This window comes from Herbidospora daliensis, assembly GCF_001570585.1.
Taxonomy (GTDB): domain Bacteria; phylum Actinomycetota; class Actinomycetes; order Streptosporangiales; family Streptosporangiaceae; genus Herbidospora; species Herbidospora daliensis.
This window is the reverse complement of sequence record NZ_BBXF01000001.1, coordinates 1,100,422-1,117,985: the sequence shown is the minus strand read 5'-3', so window position 1 is coordinate 1,117,985 and position 17,564 is coordinate 1,100,422. Positions and strand designations below refer to the sequence as shown.

The following is a 17,564-nucleotide window of genomic DNA, read 5'->3' as shown; positions in this document are numbered from 1 at the left end:
GTGGTAGCGCTCCCAGCAGTTTGTTGACGGTCCGCGAGCTGGATATCTATGCTGCGGCTTGCGAAATATTCGGTAACACTCCGAAACTTTCAAGGGGAAGCGATGCCCGACCTGCGCGTGTCCGGATCTCACCTCGTCGACCCGTCCGGGCGTCCGGTGCGCCTTCGTGGCGTCGGGCTCGGCGGCTGGCTGAACATGGAGAACTTCATCACCGGCTACTCGGCCAACGAGTCGACCATGCGGTCGGCCGTCCGGGAGGTCCTCGGTGAGGAGCGATCGGAGCTGTTCTTCGACCGCCTGCTGACCTCGTTCTTCGGCCCGGAGGACGCCGACCTCTTACGGGACCTGGGCATGAACTGCGTCCGGATCCCGGTCAACTACCGCCACTTCGAGTCGGACGACCGCCCGTTCGAGATCATCGAACACGGCTTCCGCCACCTCGACCGGGTCATCGGCCTGCTGGGCGAACGCGGCATCTACAGCGTCATCGACCTGCACGCCCTCCCGGGCGCGCAGAACCAGCACTGGCACTCCGACAACCCCACCCACATCGCCGCCTTCTGGAACTACCGCCAGTTCCAGGACCGCGCGGTGCACCTGTGGGAGGCCATGGCCGACCGCTACAAGGACAACCCGTGGGTGGCCGGCTACAACCCCATCAACGAGCCCGGCGACGTGCACGGACGGGTCGTCGGCCCCTACTACGACCGGCTGGTCAAGGCGATCCGCGCGGTCGACCCCGGCCATGTGCTGTTCCTCGACGGCAACACCTACTCGACCGACTTCTCGATCTTCCGCGAGGTCTACGAGAACACCGTCTTCGTCTGCCACGACTACGCCCTGGCCGGGTTCGCGCACGGCGGCCCCTACCCCGGCGAGACGCGCGGCGAATGGGTCGACCGCTCGACCCTGGAGGCCACCTTCGAGAAGCGCACGGTGTTCCAGCGCGAGACCGGCACCCCCATCTGGGTGGGCGAGTTCGGCCCCGTCTACACGGGGAACCCCGACATCGACGAGCAGCGGTACCAGATCCTCCGCGACCAGCTGGAGATCTTCGACGCGCACTCCGCGGGGTGGTCGCTGTGGACGTACAAGGACGTCGGTCTCCAGGGACTCGTGACGGCCGGTGAACCTTACATCGGCGTCTTCGGCGACTTCATCGCCAAGAAGGGCCGTCTGGGGGCCGACCGGTGGGGCTCGACCATGGAGGAGAGCACGGCGGAACTGACGCCGCTGCACCAGCTCATGGAGACCGAGTTCCCCTCCTGGAACCCCTACCCCTGGGGCGCCCGCTACCAGATCGACGACCTCATCCGGCACGTCCTGATCGCCCAGGCGCTCGTCCCCGAGTACGCCGAGGTGTTCCGCGGCCGATCCGACGACGAACTGCTGGCCCTGGCCGACTCCTTCGCCCTGTCCTCCTGCGCCCGGCGTCAGCCGCTGCTCGACCTGCTCCACCAGAACCTGCACTAGCGGAACCGCACTAGGAGACCCCCCTCATGTTCCGAGCCGTGACGGCCTCGCTGCTCGTCCTGTTATGCCTGGCCGTCCCGGCTAGAGCGGATGTCACCACCATCGCCTCCTACGACTTCTCCTCCGGCGCCCAGGGCTGGGGCCCGCGCGGAGACGGGGTCGCCCTCGACACCTCCGCCGGGAACCTGCGGGTGAGCGGGCGGACCCAGAACTGGATGGGCGCCCAGATCACCCCGCCGTTCGAGAAGGGCGTGACCTACAACGTCACCGCGAAGGTGTCGGGGTCGGTCGCGCTGACCGTCGAGCGCACGCCCTCGGGCGGGTCGACGACCTGGGAGCGCGTCGGGGCGGCGACGTCGGCGCCGGGTGAGTTCACCGAGCTCTCCGGCTCCTACAGCTACGCGGCCGACTCGGCCCTGAACCTCTACTTCGAGAGCTCCGACGCGACGGCCGAGTTCACGGTCGACGACATCGTCATCACGTCGGACAGCGACCCCACGCAGTCGGGCCTGTCCACCGACTTCGAGACGGGCACCGCCCAGGGCTGGAACCCGCGCGCGAGCGCGACCCTGACGGCGACGGGCGCGGCCGCACACGCGGGGGCGTACGGCCTCTCCGTCACCAACCGCCAGGCGTCGTGGGACGGCCCGTCGCTGAACGTCCTGGGCAAGCTCGCCAAGGGCTCGAAGTACACGCTGTCGGTCTGGGTGCGCAGCGCCGAGGCGCAGTCGCTCGGCCTGTCGATCGAGCGGCGGCAGAACGGCACGCCGTCGTACGAACGCGTCGCCGCGCCGGTGAGCGTCACCGGCTGGACCCGCCTGACCGGGACCTACACCCTCGCCCACGACGTCGACTTCCTGAGCGTCTACGTCGAGTCGGGCGAGGGCACCCTGCCGTTCGAGATCGACGACTTCACGCTCGAATACATCGAGCCGAAGCCCATCCAGACCGACATCCCCTCGCTCAAGGACACCGTGCCCTTCACCCTGGGCGCGGCCTTCCACCGGGGCGCGACGCTCGGCGAGCACGCCAAGCTCATCGACAAGCACTACGGGAGCGTCACCCCCGGCAACTCGCTGAAGTGGGACGCGACCGAGCCCGAAGAGGGGCGGTTCACCTTCGACGACGGCGACGCCCTGGTCGACTTCGCCACCGGCAACGGGCTGGAGTTCCGCGGCCACACCCTCGTCTGGCACAGCCAGACCCCCGCGTGGGTCTTCGAGGGCGCGACCAAGGAGGTCCTGCTCCAGCGGATCGAGAACCACATCCGCGCCGTGATGGGCCGCTACAAGGGCCGCATCGGCACCTGGGACGTCGTCAACGAGGTCATCGACGAGAACCAGCCCGACGGCCTGCGCCGCTCGCCGTGGTTCGAGATCACCGGCCTCGACTACATCCGGACCGCGTTCCGGGTCGCCCGCGAGGTCGACCCCGCCGCGACGCTGGTGTTCAACGACTACAACACCGAGTTCCCGCGCAAGCGGGAGGCGATGTACAAGGTCGTCAAGCAGCTGCGCGACGAGGGCGTGCCGATCGACGCCGTCGGCCACCAGCTCCACGTCAACATCGAGCAGCCGCCGACCTACTACATCGAGGACACCATCGAGCGGTTCGCGTCGCTCGGCGTCGACCAGCAGGTCACCGAGCTCGACGTGTCGGTCTACACCGACTTCGTGTCGACCTACCCGACGGTGCCCGCCGACGTGCTGGCCCGCCAGGGGCAGCGCTACAAGGAGATCTTCGACGTCTTCCGCCGGCAGGCCGCGAAGTTGTCGTCGGTGACCATCTGGGGCGTGGCCGACGACGAGACCTGGTTGTCCACCTTCCCGATCGCCCGCGTCAACGCGCCGCTGCCCTTCGACGACGAACTCCAGGCCAAGCCCGCCTTCTGGGGCGTCGCCGACCCGTCGAAGCTGCCCGCCGCCCGCCTCGCCCTGACGGTCCCGGCCGGCACGGTGACCGTCGACGGCAAACGCGACGCGCAGTGGGACCGCCAGCCCGGCCAGCCCGTGGCCCGGGTCGGGTCGGTGTCGGCCTCCTTCCAGCTGCGAAAGGCCCCTTCGGGCGTGTACGTCTTCGCGGACGTCACCGACGCGACCGACGACCGCACCGACTCCCTGTCCCTGAAGCTGGGGACGGCGACGTACACGATCCCGCGCGGCGCGCCCGCCCAGGGGTTCAAGGCGCACACCAGGAAGACCTCCACGGGCTGGCAGGCCGAGGCCCTGCTGCCCTCCGGCGCCGCCACCACGCTCGACCTCACGGTCGACGACGCCCGCACCGGCCCCGACGCCGTCTTCAGCGGCACGCTGACCTTCGTCCCCGAGGTGAAGGAGTTCACCGCGCCGAAGGAGACCCCGGTCGTCGACGGCGTCGCCGAGGCGGCCTGGAACAAGGCCACCCCGGTCGGCACCGGCACCTGGATCGAGGGCACATCGGGCGCGACCGCCAAGGTCCGCGCGATGTGGTCGCCGTCGGGCGTGCTGTACGTCCTGGCGAAGGTCACCGACCCCGTGCTCAGCGACGAGTCGCCCAACGCGTGGGAGGAGGACAGCGTCGAGATCTTCGTCGACCCGGAGAACAACAAGACCAAGGGGTATGACGACGACGACGGCCAGTACCGCATCTCCTTCGCCGGCGCCGAGTCGATCGGCGGCACCTTCGACGCGTTCGCGATCCGCGGCAACCTGACCAGCGCCGTCTCGCGCACCTCCACCGGCTACATCGTCGAGGCGGCCATCAAGCTGCCCACGGTGACCCTGTCCCGCGACCGGGTCGTCGGCTTCGACGTGCAGGTCAACGACGCCACCGGCACCGCCCGTACCGCGGCGGTGACCTGGCACGACCCGACCGGACAGAGCTATCTGTCCACGGCGCGATGGGGCGTGCTACGGCTCGGTAAGTAGTGCATGGTCCAATAGGTTCTGGCGCCGGGCCCCGCCTTCCGCAGCGTGCGGGGCCCGGCGCCACTCAGTTCGGAGGCTCCCGCCGGTGTCCAGCAACCCGATCCTTCCCGGCTACCACCCCGACCCCTCGATCTGCCGCGTCGGCGACGACTACTACCTGGTGACGTCGTCGTTCGAATGGTTCCCCGGGGTCCCGATCTTCCACAGCCGGGACCTGACCCACTGGCGGCAGCTCGGCCACGTCTGCCACTCGCTGGACCTCGACGACCTGCGCCCGTCGCTGGGCATCTACGCCCCGACCATCCGCCACCACGACGGCGTCTTCTACATGATCACGACGCTGATGGACACGGCGGGCAACTTCATGGTCACCGCCACCTCGCCCGAAGGGCCGTGGAGCGAGCCGGTCTGGTTCCCCGAGACCCGCGGCTTCGACCCCTCCCTGTTCTTCGACGACGACGGCCGCTGCTGGATGCACGGCGCCCGCGAACGCGAGAACAAGGAGTTCGACGGCGACACCGAGATCTGGCTCCGCGAACTCGACCTGACCTCGCAGAAGCTCGTCGGCGAGGAAACCGTCATCTGGACGCCCCACCTGCGCGGCGGCATCTGGGCCGAGGGCCCCCACATCTACAAGGCGAACGGCTGGTACTACCTCGTCACCTCCGAGGGCGGCACCGCCGAAGACCACGCCGTCATGGTGGCCCGCTCCCGCAGCGTCGCCGGCCCCTACGTCGGCAACCCGCGCAACCCCGTGCTGACCCACCGCCACCTGGGCCTGCGCCACCCCATCACCTCGACGGGCCACCCCGACCTGGTCGTCACCCCCGACGGCGAGTGGTGGTCGGTCCTGCTGGCCACCCGCCCCTACGGCGGCACCGACGCCACCCCGCTCACCATGGCGGACGTCCGGCGCGAGCACGGCTACAACCTGGGCCGCGAGACCTTCCTGACCCGGGTGACCTGGGAAGACGAATGGCCCGTCTTCGACCAGGTGACCCTCGACTTCGCCGCCCCCGCGCTGCCCGTCCACCGGTGGCCGGCCGCCCCGGCGTGCGACCACTTCGACCGCCTCGGCCCGGCCTGGCAGTTCCTGCGCACCCCGCGCGAGACCTACTGGACGGTCGGCGACGGCCTGACCCTCAAGGTCCGCCCGCCCGCCCTGACCGGGCACGGCAACCCCAGCCTGGTCGCCCAGCCGCAGGCCCACATCGACTTCGCCGTCTTCACCGAACTCACCTTCACGCCGGGGGAGGGGGAGCACGCCGGCCTGGCCCTGATCCAGAACGACGACTTCCACATCCGCCTGTCGCTGCGCGCCGGCGGCCTCGAACTCATCCACCGCGCCGAAGGCGTCGACACCCTGGCCGGGTGGACCGAGGCCCCCGGGGGCCGCGTGTGGCTGGGCTTCGAGGCCCACGGCCAGGACTACCAGGCCCGCTACGCCCTCGCGCCGGGCGAGTGGCGATCGTTGGGGCCGGTGCTCGACGGGCGCATCCTGAGCTCGACGGTGGCCGGGGGCTTCATCGGGACGATGATCGCGCTGTACGCGACGTCGGAGGGGCGAGAGAGCTCGAATTCGGCGCATTTTGCCTGGTATGACTATCAGGGGCGGTGAAATTCGAGCGACTGTTCTACTGAATCGGATGCGCGGACGGTAATGGGTCGGTAACTTCCTGACACGTGCCTTCATCACAACACGACACACTCAACGAGCTTTTCCGCGAACAGCCCCAGCTCGTGCTTGACCTGGTGAAACAGGCCAAGCTGCTCGATCTGCCGGAGGGGCTGCCGGTCCAGCACCAGCCGTTCGAGAAGAACGACCGGCCCTCGCGGGAACTCCGGCCCGACCTGGTCATCACCGTCGGAGCCCCGGGGTTCCCGCAGGCCGCGCTGGTCGTCGAGATGCAACTCCGCGCCAGCGCGGAGAAGCGTCCGCAGCTACCCCGCTACGTCGCGGCCACGTGGCTCCACTACAGCTGTCCCGTCTGGGTGGTGGTCATCTGCCCCGACCAGAACACGGCGGGATGGGCGGCCGGCCGGATCGCCACCGAACTCGACACCTTCCACATCGATCCGATCGCCATCGGCCCTGACCGCATCCCCGTGGTCGGCCGGCGGCAGGTACCCGAGGCCCCGCACCTGGCCGCCCTGTCGCTCATGGCCCACGGCCAGGATCCCGAGGTGGCTCTGGGGATCGTGCGGGGCTTCGCGGACATGCCCCGTCCTCACTCTGCGTTCTACTATGAACACGCCTACAACATCGTCGCCGAAGCGCTCCGAACCAAACTGGAGGAGATCGTGACCACCGAATGGCCCGTGTACAGCCCGTTCGCCAAGGAGCACTTCGGCAAGGGCGTCGCCGTGGGGGAGACCCAGGGTGAGATCAAGTCGCTGCTCGCCGTCCTCGACGTGCGCGGGGTGACCCTCGACGATGTCCAGCGCGAGATGGTGACCGAGTGCACCGACTCCACCCAGATCCTCGAGTGGGTGAGGCGCGCGGCCTTCATCGACGACGCGGCTGAGCTCTTCGTCTAGCGTTCTCAGCGCAGGTGGCGGTTGAGCCAGTGGAGCATCCTCTCTGAGCGGTCGACGCGTCGATCCAGGCGGGCGTCGTGGGTCATCGAGTGGCCCGAGTCCGGATAGAGGACGTACTCCACATCCCTCCTCAACCGTCGCAACGCGACGAACATCTGCTCGGCGTCCGACGGCGGGCAGCGAAAGTCCTGTTCTCCCTGCAGGAGCAGCAGCGGCGTGGTGATCCTCGCGACGTTGCGCAGGGGGCTGATCTTCCAGAGGTGGGCCACCCCCTCTTCCGTCCAGGTGTCGCCCAGGCCCGAGTCCACGTCGTAGACGGCTCCGAGGTCGCAGGCGGCGAAACCCGACACCTGGTTCGTCACCCCGTTCTGGCTGATGGCCGCGGCGAAGCGGTCGCTGACGCCGATGAGCCAGTTGACCAGGAAGCCGCCGTAGGAGTTGCCGTAGCAGGCCAGTTTCCCGGCCAGGCCCGACTCCGTCAGGTGGTCGACGACGGTGTGGCAGTCGTCGGCGTCCGGGCCGCCCCAGTCCGCGCCGAGCGCGTCGCCCCACGCGCGGCCCCGGTGGAAGGAGCCGCGGATGTTGGGGCGGACGACCAGGTAGCCCGCCGACGCCAGCAGCAGCGCGTCGGAGTCGGGGGCGACCGGCCAGGCCCAGGCCGGGCCGCCGTGCAGGGCCAGCACCGTGGGGAGGCCGCGGGCGGTGTCGAGGTCGGTGCCGGGCGGGGCCGTGAGGAAGACCTGGATGCCCTCGATCTCCATTTCGCGTTCGACGGGGGCTGGGTGGTCGGCCAGCCAGGCCGAGCCCGATGACATGAGGCGTTCGAGCGGGTCGAGGCGGTAGAGGTCGGGGCGGGCCGCGCCGCCGAACGACGCGATGGCGCACACGACGCCGCCGCCTTCTGCCAGGGCGTGCACCACCGGGTCGAGTTCCCTTGGAGTCAGGTCGCGGCCGGTTCGCAGGTCGCGGGCGTATTCGCGGCCGTCGTCGCAGACGACCGTCAGGCGTTCGTCGGTGGTGGGGGCCTGGCCGGCGAACCTGTCGAGGTGGGCGGTGAGCGGAGCGTCCTCGTGCCAGACGGTCTCCGGGTCCCAGTCGGTGGGGCGGCGGACCGGGGGCGCGACCGCGACGACGTCGCCGTCCTCGGTGTAGGTGAAGCGCACGACCGGGCCTTTCAGGCTGGTGCGCTGGGTCAGCTCGCCCGCCAGGGTCACCTCGTGGACCTGCGGGTTCGGGTCGCGGTCGTCGCCCCGGTCGGCGATGAAACCGATCTTCTCTCCGCGGACGCGCAGGCACGACGCCCACCAGTCGCCCCGCGTCAGTCGCGTCACCTCGTCGCCCACCACGTGGACGTGGGTCGGATGGAGGCGCAGGCCGTGGCCCTCCTCGCGCCAGTCGAGGCGGCGGACGACGCGGGCGACGTCGCCGCGCATCACGGGCGACTCGTCGTCGGGGGCCAGCACGGCGAAGCGGGTGTCGTCGAGCCAGGCGAACTCCACGACGCCCCGTTTGAACGCCGTCACCGTGCGGGCGGGGCCGCCGGCGAGGGGGCGTACACGGACCTGGTTCTTGTGCAGGTAGGCGATGGACGTGCCCGAAGGAGAGAACGACGGCGCGGACGCCTCGGCGGTGAGGACTCTGGGCCGGCCGCCGGTCGTCGGGACCAGCAGGAGGCGGTGGCGTTCGCGGCCGGCGACGACGCGGCGTTCGACGACGGCGACGTGGCGGCCGTCGGGCGAGACGGCCAGTTCGGTGAGCAGACGGTCGGTCGCCAGGTCCTTCGGTTGCATCGCCGCTCCCGTTATTGCCAAGGTAAACCCTGCTGTGTTTGAGTAGCGACTCAGTAAAACAGGAGGGGAGGACCGGTGACCAGAGCGGTGCGGTGCGCCCGGCTCGTCGACGTCGTGGGCGAGCGGGTGCTGACCGATCAGCTCATCGTCATCGAGGGCGACCGGATCGTCTCGACCGGTCCGGCCGCCGGGTTCGACGGAGAGGTTGTTGACCTCGGCGACGTCACCGTGGCCCCCGGGCTGATCGACCTGCACACCCATCTCGTCGGGGTGGCGGCGTGCGGCGACTACGCCCAGGAGCTCAAGCACAGCGCCGCCCGGCAGGCGTTCGCGTCCATCCCCAACGCCCGCGACACGCTGCTCGCCGGCTTCACCACCGTGCGCGACGTCGGCACGTTCCGGGCGTTCGTCGACGTGGCGCTGCGCGACGCCATCGACGCCGGGCACGTCCTCGGCCCGCGCATGGCCGTCGCCGGGGCCTATGTGACGGTTCGCGGCGGTGGCGGGATGCTGACCGGATTCGCCCCCGACGTCGAGGTGCCCAAGGAGTTCCGGTTCGGCGAGACGCGTTCCGTGGACGACATCAGGGAGCGGGTCCGCGAGATCGTCTTCCACGGGGCCGACCTGATCAAGCTGATCGCCACCGGCGCGGTGCTGGCCAACGGCACCGTGCCCGGCGCGCCCGAGCTGACCGAGGCCCAGATGCGCGCCGCCGTCGAGGAGGCGTCCTGGTACGGCCGCTACGTCGCCGCCCACGCCCACGGCACCGAGGGCATCAAACGGGCGGTGCGCGCCGGCGTGCGGTCGATCGAGCACGCCTGCTTCCTCGACGACGAGGCCGCCGACCTGATGGCCGCCCACGGGACCTACCTGTCGGCCGACATCTGGTGGGCCGACTGGATCCGAGAGACGGGCCCGTCGCAGGGCTACGACGCCGAACAACTCCGCAAGAACGACGAGACCGCCGAGGCCCAGCGCGAGGGCTTCCGCAAGGCGGTGCGGGCCGGGGTGAAGATCGGCTTCGGCACCGACGCGGGCGGCTTCCCCCACGGTTTGCAGGGGCGGCAACTGGCCACCATGGTCGAGCACGGCCTCACCCCGATCCAGGCACTGAAAGCCGCGACGCTGACCAGCGCCGAGTGCATGGGATGGGCTGACCGGGTCGGCTCCATCGCTCCTGGCCTGTACGCCGACCTGGTCGCGGTGCCGGGAGAGCTCGACATCACGAAGTTCGCCGACGTGGCCTTCGTGATGAAGGGCGGCGAGGTGGTCGAGAACACCCTGCGGGCCGCCTCATGACAACCGGCGACCAGCACTCGGTGCCGCTTTCGGTGCCGACTGAGGTTGTTGCGACGGTGCCCGCAACCGCGCGCGCCCACCCTGAAGCGACCAATACGTCCGCGACCGGTGGGGGCCTCCCAAGTCCGCCCGGGTCATCCGGCAGGCGTCACTATCACCTGGGGGTGCTGGCGCTCGTTTCGGTCACCGCCATCTGGGGATCGACGTTCCCGCTGACCAAGGATCTCGTCGCCCGCCTGCCTATCGCCGACCTCTACGCCGCGCGGTTCGGGATCGCCGTCGTGGTCCTCGTCGCCATCCGGCCGAAGGCGCTGCGCAACCTGCCCGCCCGTCTGTGGGCGGTCGGGGCGCTCCTCGGGCTCGTCTACGGGGTCGCGCTGACGTTGCAGACCATCGGGCTGGCCGAGCTCCCCTCGTCGGTCTCCGGGTTCGTCACCGGCTCCTATCTCGTCATGACGCCGCTGATCGCGCTGGTCTGGCTGAAGACGCGGGTCGGCCGGTCGACCTGGGCGGCCGTCGGGCTCGCCACTGTCGGCACCGCCTCGTTCAGTCTGCTCAGCGGGCCCGCCAGCGCACCCGCCGGCGCGGTCGCGCTGACCGCCGTGTCAGCGGCGTTGTACGCCGTCCATCTGGTCGCCCTCGGGAAGTGGTCACGGCCGCAAGACGCCTATGCGCTCTCCGTGGTGCAGATCCTCACGCTGGCCGTCGTGATGACCGTCGCCGCCGCGCCCGACGGGATCGCGCTGCCCGACAGCGCGGTCGACTGGACCGGGGTGGTCTACCTCGCCACCGTCGCCGGGGCCGGCACGTTTCTCGCCCAGACGTGGGCGCAGGCGCACGTGCCGCCGACCGCCGCCGCCGTCGTCATCGCGGTCGAGCCCGTGTGGGCGACCGCGTTCGCCGCCGTCCTGTACGGCGAGCCGCTCACCTGGACCGTCCTCGTCGGGGGCGGCTGCATGCTGGCCGCCATGGGGATCGTGGCCCGGCCCGTACCCGAGGAGAGACCATGTCCAGAGTCCCGCGTCTCGGCCGTGAGCTGAGCCCGGAGCAGGCCGACGTCGTCGCGCTGGCCCGACGGTTCGCCGCCGAGGAGATCCGGCCCCGGGCCCGCGAGGTCGACGAGGGCGATCACGTGTTCCCCCGGGAGATCTGGGCGAAGGCGGCGCGGGCCGGGCTGACGTCGTTCATGATCCCCGAGGAGTTCGGCGGGGGCGGGGTCACCGACCTGGTCACCCAGTGCCTCGTGCAGGAGGAGCTGTGCCACGGAGACATCTCCATCGGGAACCTGATCACGTCCGGGGGCTTCTTCGCCTCGCCGGTGCTCGAACTCGGCACCCGGGAGCAGCAGGAACGGCTGCTCGCGCCGCTGACCGGTGACGACCCGCCGCTGACCGCGCTGGCCACGACCGAGCCCGGCGTCGGCTCCGACGCGGCCGCCATCACCACCCGGGCCGAACGCGACGGCGACCACTACGTGCTGACCGGCCAGAAGACGTGGATCTCCAACGCGCCGTTCGCCGAATGGTTCGTCGTCTTCGCGACGGTCGCGCCCGGCACCCGCGCCAAAGGGGTGACGGCCTTCGTCGTCCACCGCGACGCACCCGGCTTCACGGTCGGGTCGCCGATGCCGAAGATGGGCCAGCGCGGCATCGCATGCGCGGAGCTCTTCCTCGACGGGGTGCGCGTGCCGGTGTCCGACCGGCTCGGCGACGAAGGGCAGGGGTTCCGGGGGCTCATGCGGACCTTCGACGCCTCCCGGGTCCTCATCGCCGCCGCCTGCACGGGGTTGTCGCGCGCCGCTCTGGACGCGTCGCTGGCGTACGCGAAGGAGAGAGAGCAGTTCGGCACGCCCATCATCGGCCACCAGGCGGTGGCGTTCCGGCTCGCCGACATGGCCGCCAGGACCGACGTGTCGGCGCTGCTCACCCGCCGGGCCGCCGACCTCCACGACCTCGGCCATTCCATCACCGAGGAGGCCGCCATCGCCAAGCTGACGGCGTCGGAGAACGCGGTGTGGTGCGCGTGGGCGGCGATGCAGACGTTCGGCGGATGGGGCTACTCGCGCGAGTTCCTCGTGGAGAAGTGGCTGCGCGACGCCAAACTGGAGGAGCTCGAAGAGGGCACCTCCGACATCCAGCGGCTGATCATCTCCCGGTCCCTGGCCCGCTCATGACCGGCGCGACGGCGGTCGCGGCCACCCTGGCCGCCCACGGGGTCGACACGGTGTTCGGCATCCCGGGCACCCACAACCTCGCCCTGTACGACGCCCTCGCCCGCCAGGGCACCCGGCTGGTCACCCCCCGGCACGAACAGGGAGCCGGTTACGCCGCCGACGGCTACGCCCGGATCACGGGCCGTCCGGGGGTCGTGCTGACCACGACCGGCCCCGGCATCCTGAACGCGGCCACGGCGGCCGGGCAGGCCTACTCCGACTCGATCCCCCTGCTCCTGATCTCGCCGGGAGTCCCGACGACCCACCCGCGCCGGAGCACCGGCTACCTGCACGAGACGAAGAACCAGTCGGCGGCCATGGACGCGGTCTGCGCCTGGAGCCACCGCGTGACGACCGTGGCCGAGATCCCGTCGGCGCTCGCGGCGGCGTTCACCTTCTTCGCATCGGGGCGCCCCCGGCCCGTCCACATCGAGATCCCCGCCGACCTCCTCGACGCCGAGGGCGACGTCACCCTCCCGGGGCGGGGTGGCCTCCCCGAAGCCGTCGCGGCCCTGGCCGGGGCCGGACGGGTGGGCATCGTCCTGGGCGGCGGCGCCCGGCACGCGGGCGAAGCGGCCCTCCAACTCGCCGACGCGGTAGACGCTCTGATCGTCACCACCATCAACGGGACGGGCATCCTCCCGGCGCATCCCCGCAACCTCGGCCCCGCGCTCTTCCTCAAGGCGACCCAGGCGTGGCTGAAGTCCTGCGACGTGCTGCTGGCCGTGGGAACGGAACTGGCCCCCTCAGATCTGTGGACGGACTTCGCCTACGAGGGCACCCTCATCCGAATCGACGTCGACCCGGCCCAGACGACGAACGCGACGATCCCCATCACCGCGCGAGCGGAAACCGCCCTCCCAACGTTGGCCACACTCGTTGCGCGCACCGCCCCCGACTGGCCCGCGATCCTTCAAGAAGCCAGTGACGAGCAGGGCATGACCGCTGGACACACACTGCACGCCGACCCCGATCTGTCTGCGGAGCACAGCACAACGGCCGGACACGCAGGTCCCACGAGCCCCGGCCTCGCCGCGATCAGGCAGGTCGGTGACGAGCGGAGCACGGCCGCTGTGGATGCGCCCGGTTCCGACCTGCCCGTGATCACCCGGGAGATCGATGATCAGCACGTTTCTCTCGCTCAGGTCGCGCTTCGGATCGGTGAAGAGCGTGCCGCCCTCTCCGCCCCCTGGCGGGCCGAGCTCGACGCCATCGCCAAGGCCCTCCCCAGCCACGCCGTCGTCGCCGCCGACAACTCGATGTTCTGTTACTACGGCGCCCTCGCCGTCCTCCCGCACCGGTTCCTGTTCCCCACCGGCTTCGGCACCCTCGGTTACGCGCTCCCCGCCGCCATCGGCGCCAAGGTCGCGAACCCCGACCTCCCCGTCGCCGTCCTGGCAGGGGACGGGGCGCTTCAGTTCAGCGTCCAAGAACTGGCGACCGCCGTGGAGCTGGGGCTCAACCTGCCGATCGTCGTCGCGGTCAACGGCGGTTACGGCGAGATCCGCGCCGAGATGCAAGCCCGGCCCATGACCCCGGTCGCCGTCGACCTGCACGCCCCCGACTTCGTTCAGCTCGCGCGGGCGTTCGGCGCCCGCGCCGTGGCCCGGCCCGCAGATCTGGCGGGTGAGATCGGCGCGGCGTTCGCCGCCGTGTGCCCCACGGTGATCGTCATCCAGGAGCAGTCATGACCCCGTTCCTCCAGGTCGTCTGGACCGACGACGTCACCGGCCGGCCCGGCTACCTCGTCATCGACCGGCTGGGACGGGGTGTCAGCAGCGGCGGGTTGCGGATGCGCGCCGGCGTCACCCTCGACGAGGTCGCCGACCTGGCCCGGGGCATGTCGCGCAAGGAGGCCATCGCCTACGAGCCGGGGCTGGCCTACCAGCCGCTCGGCGGCGCGAAGGGCGGCATCGACTGCGATCCGCTCGACCCGGAGGCCACCGGGATGCTGCACCGCTACATCGCCGCGATGAAGCCCCTGCTGAGCACCTACTGGGCGACCGGCGAGGATCTCGGACTGCGCCAGGAGTCGATCGAGGAGGCGTGCCACGCCGCCGGGCTGCGGACCTCGATCGACGCCGTGCTGCCGCTGCTCGACGATCCTGACACGGCCCTGAAGCGCCTGGACGCCGCCTTCGCCGTCACGGTCGACGGCATCGGCCTGGGCGACCTCGCGGGGGGTTGCGGCGTGGCCGAGTCGGCGCTGACGGCGCTCGACCGGCTCGGCATCCGGAATCCGACGGCGGTCGTCCAGGGCTTCGGCTCCATGGGCGGCGCGACCGCGCGGTTCCTGGCGCGGGCGGGGGTGCGGATCGTCGGCGTCGCCGACGCCGACGGGCTGCTCGCCGACCCCGGCGGCCTCGACGTGGAGGCGCTGCTGCGTGCCCGCGACCCCTTCGGGCGGGTTCCCGGCGTGAAACGGCCCCGGGACGAGTGGCTCGACGTCGACTGCGACCTGCTGATCCCGGCCGCGGTCTCCTACTGCGTCGGCGCCGAGCAGGCCCCGAGGGTGCGGGCCCGGCTGGTGGTGGAGGCGGCCAACGTGCCGGTCACCCCGGAGGCCGAGCGGCTGCTCGCCGCCCGGGGCGTGGTGGTCGTCCCGGACGTGGTCGCCAACTCGGCGACCAACTCCTGGTGGTGGTGGACGTTGTTCGGCGACATCCCGGCCGACGCCGACGCCGCCTTCGCGAAGATCCGCTCCTGGATGCGCCGGGTGACGACCGAGATCATGTCCGACCCGGCCCGCACGCCGCGCGAGGTCGCCCACGACCTGAGCGCCCGGAACATGGCGGCCGGGCGATGACCGAGGCGCTGTTCGACCCCCGCTCGGTCGCCGTCGTCGGCGCCTCCGGCGACCCGGCCAAATGGGGCTACTGGCTGGCGAAGGGCGCGCTCAGCGGCGCGTCGCGCCGGCCGGTCCACCTGGTCAACGCCCGGGGCGCCGACGTCCTCGGCCACGCCACGTACCGTTCGCTGCGCGACCTCCCCGAGACGCCCGACCTGGTCGCCGTCGCGACCCCGCCGCACACCTACGAGCAGGTCGTCGGCGACGCCCTCGACGCCGGGGCCCGCCACCTCGTCGCGATCACCGCCGGGGTCGTCTACCCCGGCGGCCTGCCCGCGCTGGCCGAGCGGGTGCGCTCGGCGGGCGCCCGTCTCGTGGGCCCGACCAGCATGGGGGTGTACGACTCCGCCTCCGCCCTGGCCCTCACCTGGGGCACGCTCACCCCCGGCCCGATCGGCGTCGTCTCCCAGAGCGGCTCGGTCGGGCTCGAACTCGGCTACCTGGCCGCCAAGGAGGGCCTGGGCCTGTCGCGGTTCGTCTCCGTCGGCGCGGCGGCCGACCTGGGCGTGCGGGAGCTGGCCGGAGCGGTCGCCGCGGCCCCGCACACCCGCGTCGTGATCCTCTACCTCGAAGACCTGTCGATCGGCCGCGACCTGATCGCCCTGGCGGGCGGCAAGCCGGTGATCCTGCTGACCGTCGGCGGCTCGGCGGCGGGCCGCCGCGCGGTCACCTCCCACACGGGCGCGCTCGCCACCCCCGACGCCGTCGTCGACGCGTTGTGCCGGGCGGCGGGCGTGCTGCGCGCCCGCACCCCGCAGGAGGCGATCCACATCGCGCAGGCGTGCCTGGCCGTCCCGGCCGCCGTGCGGCGGGTCGCGGTGGTGGCCGACAGCGGCGGCCAGGGCGCGCTCGCCGCCGAACTGGCCGAACGCCTCGGCCTGGAGGTCCCGGCGTTCACCCCGGCCACGGTCGGCGCGCTGCGGGCCCTCCTGCCGCCCGACGCGGGCCTGTCGAACCCGGTCGACCTCGCGGGGGCGGGGGAGGCCGACCTGGCGACGTACCCGAGGATCGCGGAGATCGTCGCGCCCGAGGTGGACGCCGTCGTCCTGACCGGTTACTTCGGCAGCTACGCCGCCGACAGCCCGGCCCTGGAGGGCGCGGAGCTGGCCGCCGCCGCCCGCCTGGCCGAGACGCTCACCACCCGGCCGTGCCTGATCCACACGATGCGCCCCGAGGGCCCGACCGTCGACTTCCTGCGGGCGGCCGGAGTGCCCGTCCACGGCACGATCGACGCCGTCATGACCGGCCTGAGCGCGCTGCGATCACTCACGCACGTGCCCACGCCGGGGCCGAGGGAGACGACGCCCTTCCCGGGCGACATCTCCGGATTCGTCGCCCTGCGCCGCACCCTCATGGCCGCCGGCGTCGCCTTCCCCGCCGGGCTGCTCTACGACGGCGGTGACCCCGGTCTGGCCTACCCGCTGGTGCTCAAGGCGCTGGGCCCGGCCCACAAGACCGACGTCGGCGGGGTCGTGCTCGGCATCCGCCTCCCGGCCGAACTCCACCGGGAGGCGGCGCGGATGCGGGCCGCGCTCGGCGGCCTGCCGCTCTGGGTCGAGGAGCAGGTCACGACGCCGGGCGTGGAGCTGATCGTCGGCGCGCACCGCGACCCCCACGTGGGGCCGGTCGTCACGTTCGGCGCCGGGGGAGTGCTCGCCGAACTCATCGCCGACACCGTCACGGCCCTCGCCCCGCTCACCCACGAGGAGGCCGCAGAGGTGATCGCGACGACCCGCGTCTCCCGTCTGCTGCACGGCTGGCGCGGCGCGCCGCCCGCCGACATCGGCGCCGTCGCGCACGCGATGGTCGTACTGGGACGAATTCTCGACGCCCACCCGGAAATCACCGAAATCGAAATCAACCCGCTGAAAGACGGAGTCGCGCTCGACGCCTACGCCAGCTGATCGGGCGCGAGCCCGAGTTCGACGGCGGCGGCGGTCCGCACCAGTTCGAACAACCGCGCCCGGGTCAACATCCTCTTGTGTACGGTCACCTGAACGGTCAGCCCGTCGATCAGCGACATCAACCGCCAGGCGGCCCCTTCGGGATCGGGGCATTCGAAGACGCCGGCTTCGGCGCCGGCCGCCAGAATCCCCCGCAGGGCGTCCTTCCACCGCAGGTCGAGGGCCCGGGAGACGTCTTCGAGCGACGGGTTGCGCATCGACTCCGACCAGGCGTCGATCCACAACGCCCACGATTTCGATTTGCCGCTCGGCGAATACAACTTGAGCATCGCCCGCAGTTTCTCCATCGGCCCCCCGGCCGATTCGAGCAGCGCCTCGAGATTGTCGAGATCGCGTTCGGCCGCGTATCCGAAAGCCGCGGCGAACAGTTTCTCCTTGGTCTCGAAATGGTAGAAGAGCAGCGCCTGGCTGACCCCGGCCGCCTGGGCGATGTCGATGGTCCGGGTGTGCCCGAATCCCTGGGCCGCGATGACCTCGCAGGCGACCTTGAGCAGATCCTCCCTGCGCATCCGGCTGATTCCCCGTGCCACATCG

General features: G+C 71.3%; 12 protein-coding genes. 10 read left to right on the top strand and 2 right to left on the bottom strand.

All coding sequences use genetic code 11. From position 1 onward, the window contains the following. Positions 1-102 precede the first annotated feature (102 nt). The 4 genes from AW274_RS04435 to AW274_RS04420 all read left to right on the top strand — a co-directional run bounded on the left by AW274_RS04435 (position 103) and on the right by AW274_RS04420 (position 6,917). Positions 103-1,473: a glycoside hydrolase family 5 protein gene (locus AW274_RS04435; RefSeq protein WP_062429556.1), complete on the top strand. Its 1,371-nt coding sequence runs from the start codon at positions 103-105 to the stop codon at positions 1,471-1,473. A 26-nt stretch (positions 1,474-1,499) separates the two neighbouring features. Continuing rightward, complete coding sequence (locus AW274_RS04430; protein WP_062429555.1) at positions 1,500-4,379, top strand: endo-1,4-beta-xylanase; 2,880 nt, start codon at positions 1,500-1,502, stop codon at positions 4,377-4,379. A gap of 85 nt (positions 4,380-4,464) precedes the next feature. Then, complete coding sequence (locus AW274_RS04425) at positions 4,465-5,997, top strand: glycoside hydrolase family 43 protein (RefSeq protein WP_062429553.1); 1,533 nt, start codon at positions 4,465-4,467, stop codon at positions 5,995-5,997. Positions 5,998-6,119: 122 nt separating this feature from the next. Next, on the top strand, positions 6,120-6,917 hold the full coding sequence (locus tag AW274_RS04420) for a hypothetical protein (protein ID WP_062429551.1): 798 nt from the start codon (positions 6,120-6,122) through the stop codon (positions 6,915-6,917). Positions 6,918-6,922: 5 nt separating this feature from the next. Here the strand turns inward: AW274_RS04420 and AW274_RS04415 are convergent, their stop codons facing one another. After that, complete coding sequence (locus tag AW274_RS04415) at positions 6,923-8,707, bottom strand: S9 family peptidase (protein ID WP_062429549.1); 1,785 nt, start codon at positions 8,705-8,707, stop codon at positions 6,923-6,925. A gap of 75 nt (positions 8,708-8,782) precedes the next feature. On the opposite strand from AW274_RS04415, the gene AW274_RS04410 reads away from it, so the two are divergent. The 6 genes from AW274_RS04410 (at position 8,783) to AW274_RS04385 (ending at position 16,970) form a co-directional block, all read left to right on the top strand. After that, positions 8,783-10,006, top strand: a complete 1,224-nt coding sequence (locus tag AW274_RS04410; protein WP_083973823.1) for a metal-dependent hydrolase family protein — start codon at positions 8,783-8,785, stop codon at positions 10,004-10,006. 164 nt (positions 10,007-10,170) lie between these two features. After that, positions 10,171-11,046 carry a DMT family transporter gene (locus AW274_RS04405; RefSeq protein WP_198169003.1) on the top strand — a complete coding sequence of 292 codons (876 nt, stop codon included), beginning with the start codon at positions 10,171-10,173 and terminating at the stop codon, positions 11,044-11,046. Further along, a complete protein-coding gene (locus tag AW274_RS04400; protein WP_062429547.1) occupies positions 11,013-12,179 on the top strand; it encodes an acyl-CoA dehydrogenase family protein in 1,167 nt (388 codons plus the stop codon). The genes AW274_RS04405 and AW274_RS04400 overlap by 34 nt, the downstream gene beginning before the upstream one ends. Further along, positions 12,176-13,909 carry a thiamine pyrophosphate-binding protein gene (locus AW274_RS41065; RefSeq protein ID WP_062429545.1) on the top strand — a complete coding sequence of 578 codons (1,734 nt, stop codon included), beginning with the start codon at positions 12,176-12,178 and terminating at the stop codon, positions 13,907-13,909. The genes AW274_RS04400 and AW274_RS41065 overlap by 4 nt, the downstream gene beginning before the upstream one ends. Beyond that, positions 13,906-15,024 (top strand): Glu/Leu/Phe/Val dehydrogenase dimerization domain-containing protein, encoded by a 1,119-nt coding sequence (locus AW274_RS04390; protein WP_062429543.1) that lies wholly within the window; start codon positions 13,906-13,908, stop codon positions 15,022-15,024. The genes AW274_RS41065 and AW274_RS04390 overlap by 4 nt, the downstream gene beginning before the upstream one ends. Beyond that, positions 15,021-16,970 carry an acetate--CoA ligase family protein gene (locus AW274_RS04385; protein ID WP_062429541.1) on the top strand — a complete coding sequence of 650 codons (1,950 nt, stop codon included), beginning with the start codon at positions 15,021-15,023 and terminating at the stop codon, positions 16,968-16,970. Before AW274_RS04390 ends, AW274_RS04385 begins: the two co-directional genes overlap by 4 nt. On the opposite strand, the gene AW274_RS04380 is transcribed toward AW274_RS04385, so the two are convergent. Next, positions 16,958-17,560 carry a TetR/AcrR family transcriptional regulator gene (locus AW274_RS04380; RefSeq protein WP_062429539.1) on the bottom strand — a complete coding sequence of 201 codons (603 nt, stop codon included), beginning with the start codon at positions 17,558-17,560 and terminating at the stop codon, positions 16,958-16,960. The two genes, AW274_RS04385 and AW274_RS04380, sit on opposite strands and share 13 nt — an antisense overlap. Between the last annotated feature and the right edge of the window lie 4 nt (positions 17,561-17,564).

Excerpts from the sequence above, each read along its gene's own strand:
- AW274_RS04435 (WP_062429556.1), top strand. The coding sequence starts at position 103 with ATGCCCGACCTGCGCGTGTCCGGATCTCACCTCGTCGACCCGTCCGGG.
- AW274_RS04415 (WP_062429549.1), bottom strand. The coding sequence starts at position 8,707 with ATGCAACCGAAGGACCTGGCGACCGACCGTCTGCTCACCGAACTGGCC.
- AW274_RS04390 (WP_062429543.1), top strand. The coding sequence starts at position 13,906 with ATGACCCCGTTCCTCCAGGTCGTCTGGACCGACGACGTCACCGGCCGG.
- AW274_RS04400 (WP_062429547.1), top strand. The coding sequence starts at position 11,013 with ATGTCCAGAGTCCCGCGTCTCGGCCGTGAGCTGAGCCCGGAGCAGGCC.
- AW274_RS41065 (WP_062429545.1), top strand. The coding sequence starts at position 12,176 with ATGACCGGCGCGACGGCGGTCGCGGCCACCCTGGCCGCCCACGGGGTC.
- AW274_RS04385 (WP_062429541.1), top strand. The coding sequence starts at position 15,021 with ATGACCGAGGCGCTGTTCGACCCCCGCTCGGTCGCCGTCGTCGGCGCC.
- AW274_RS04430 (WP_062429555.1), top strand. The coding sequence starts at position 1,500 with ATGTTCCGAGCCGTGACGGCCTCGCTGCTCGTCCTGTTATGCCTGGCC.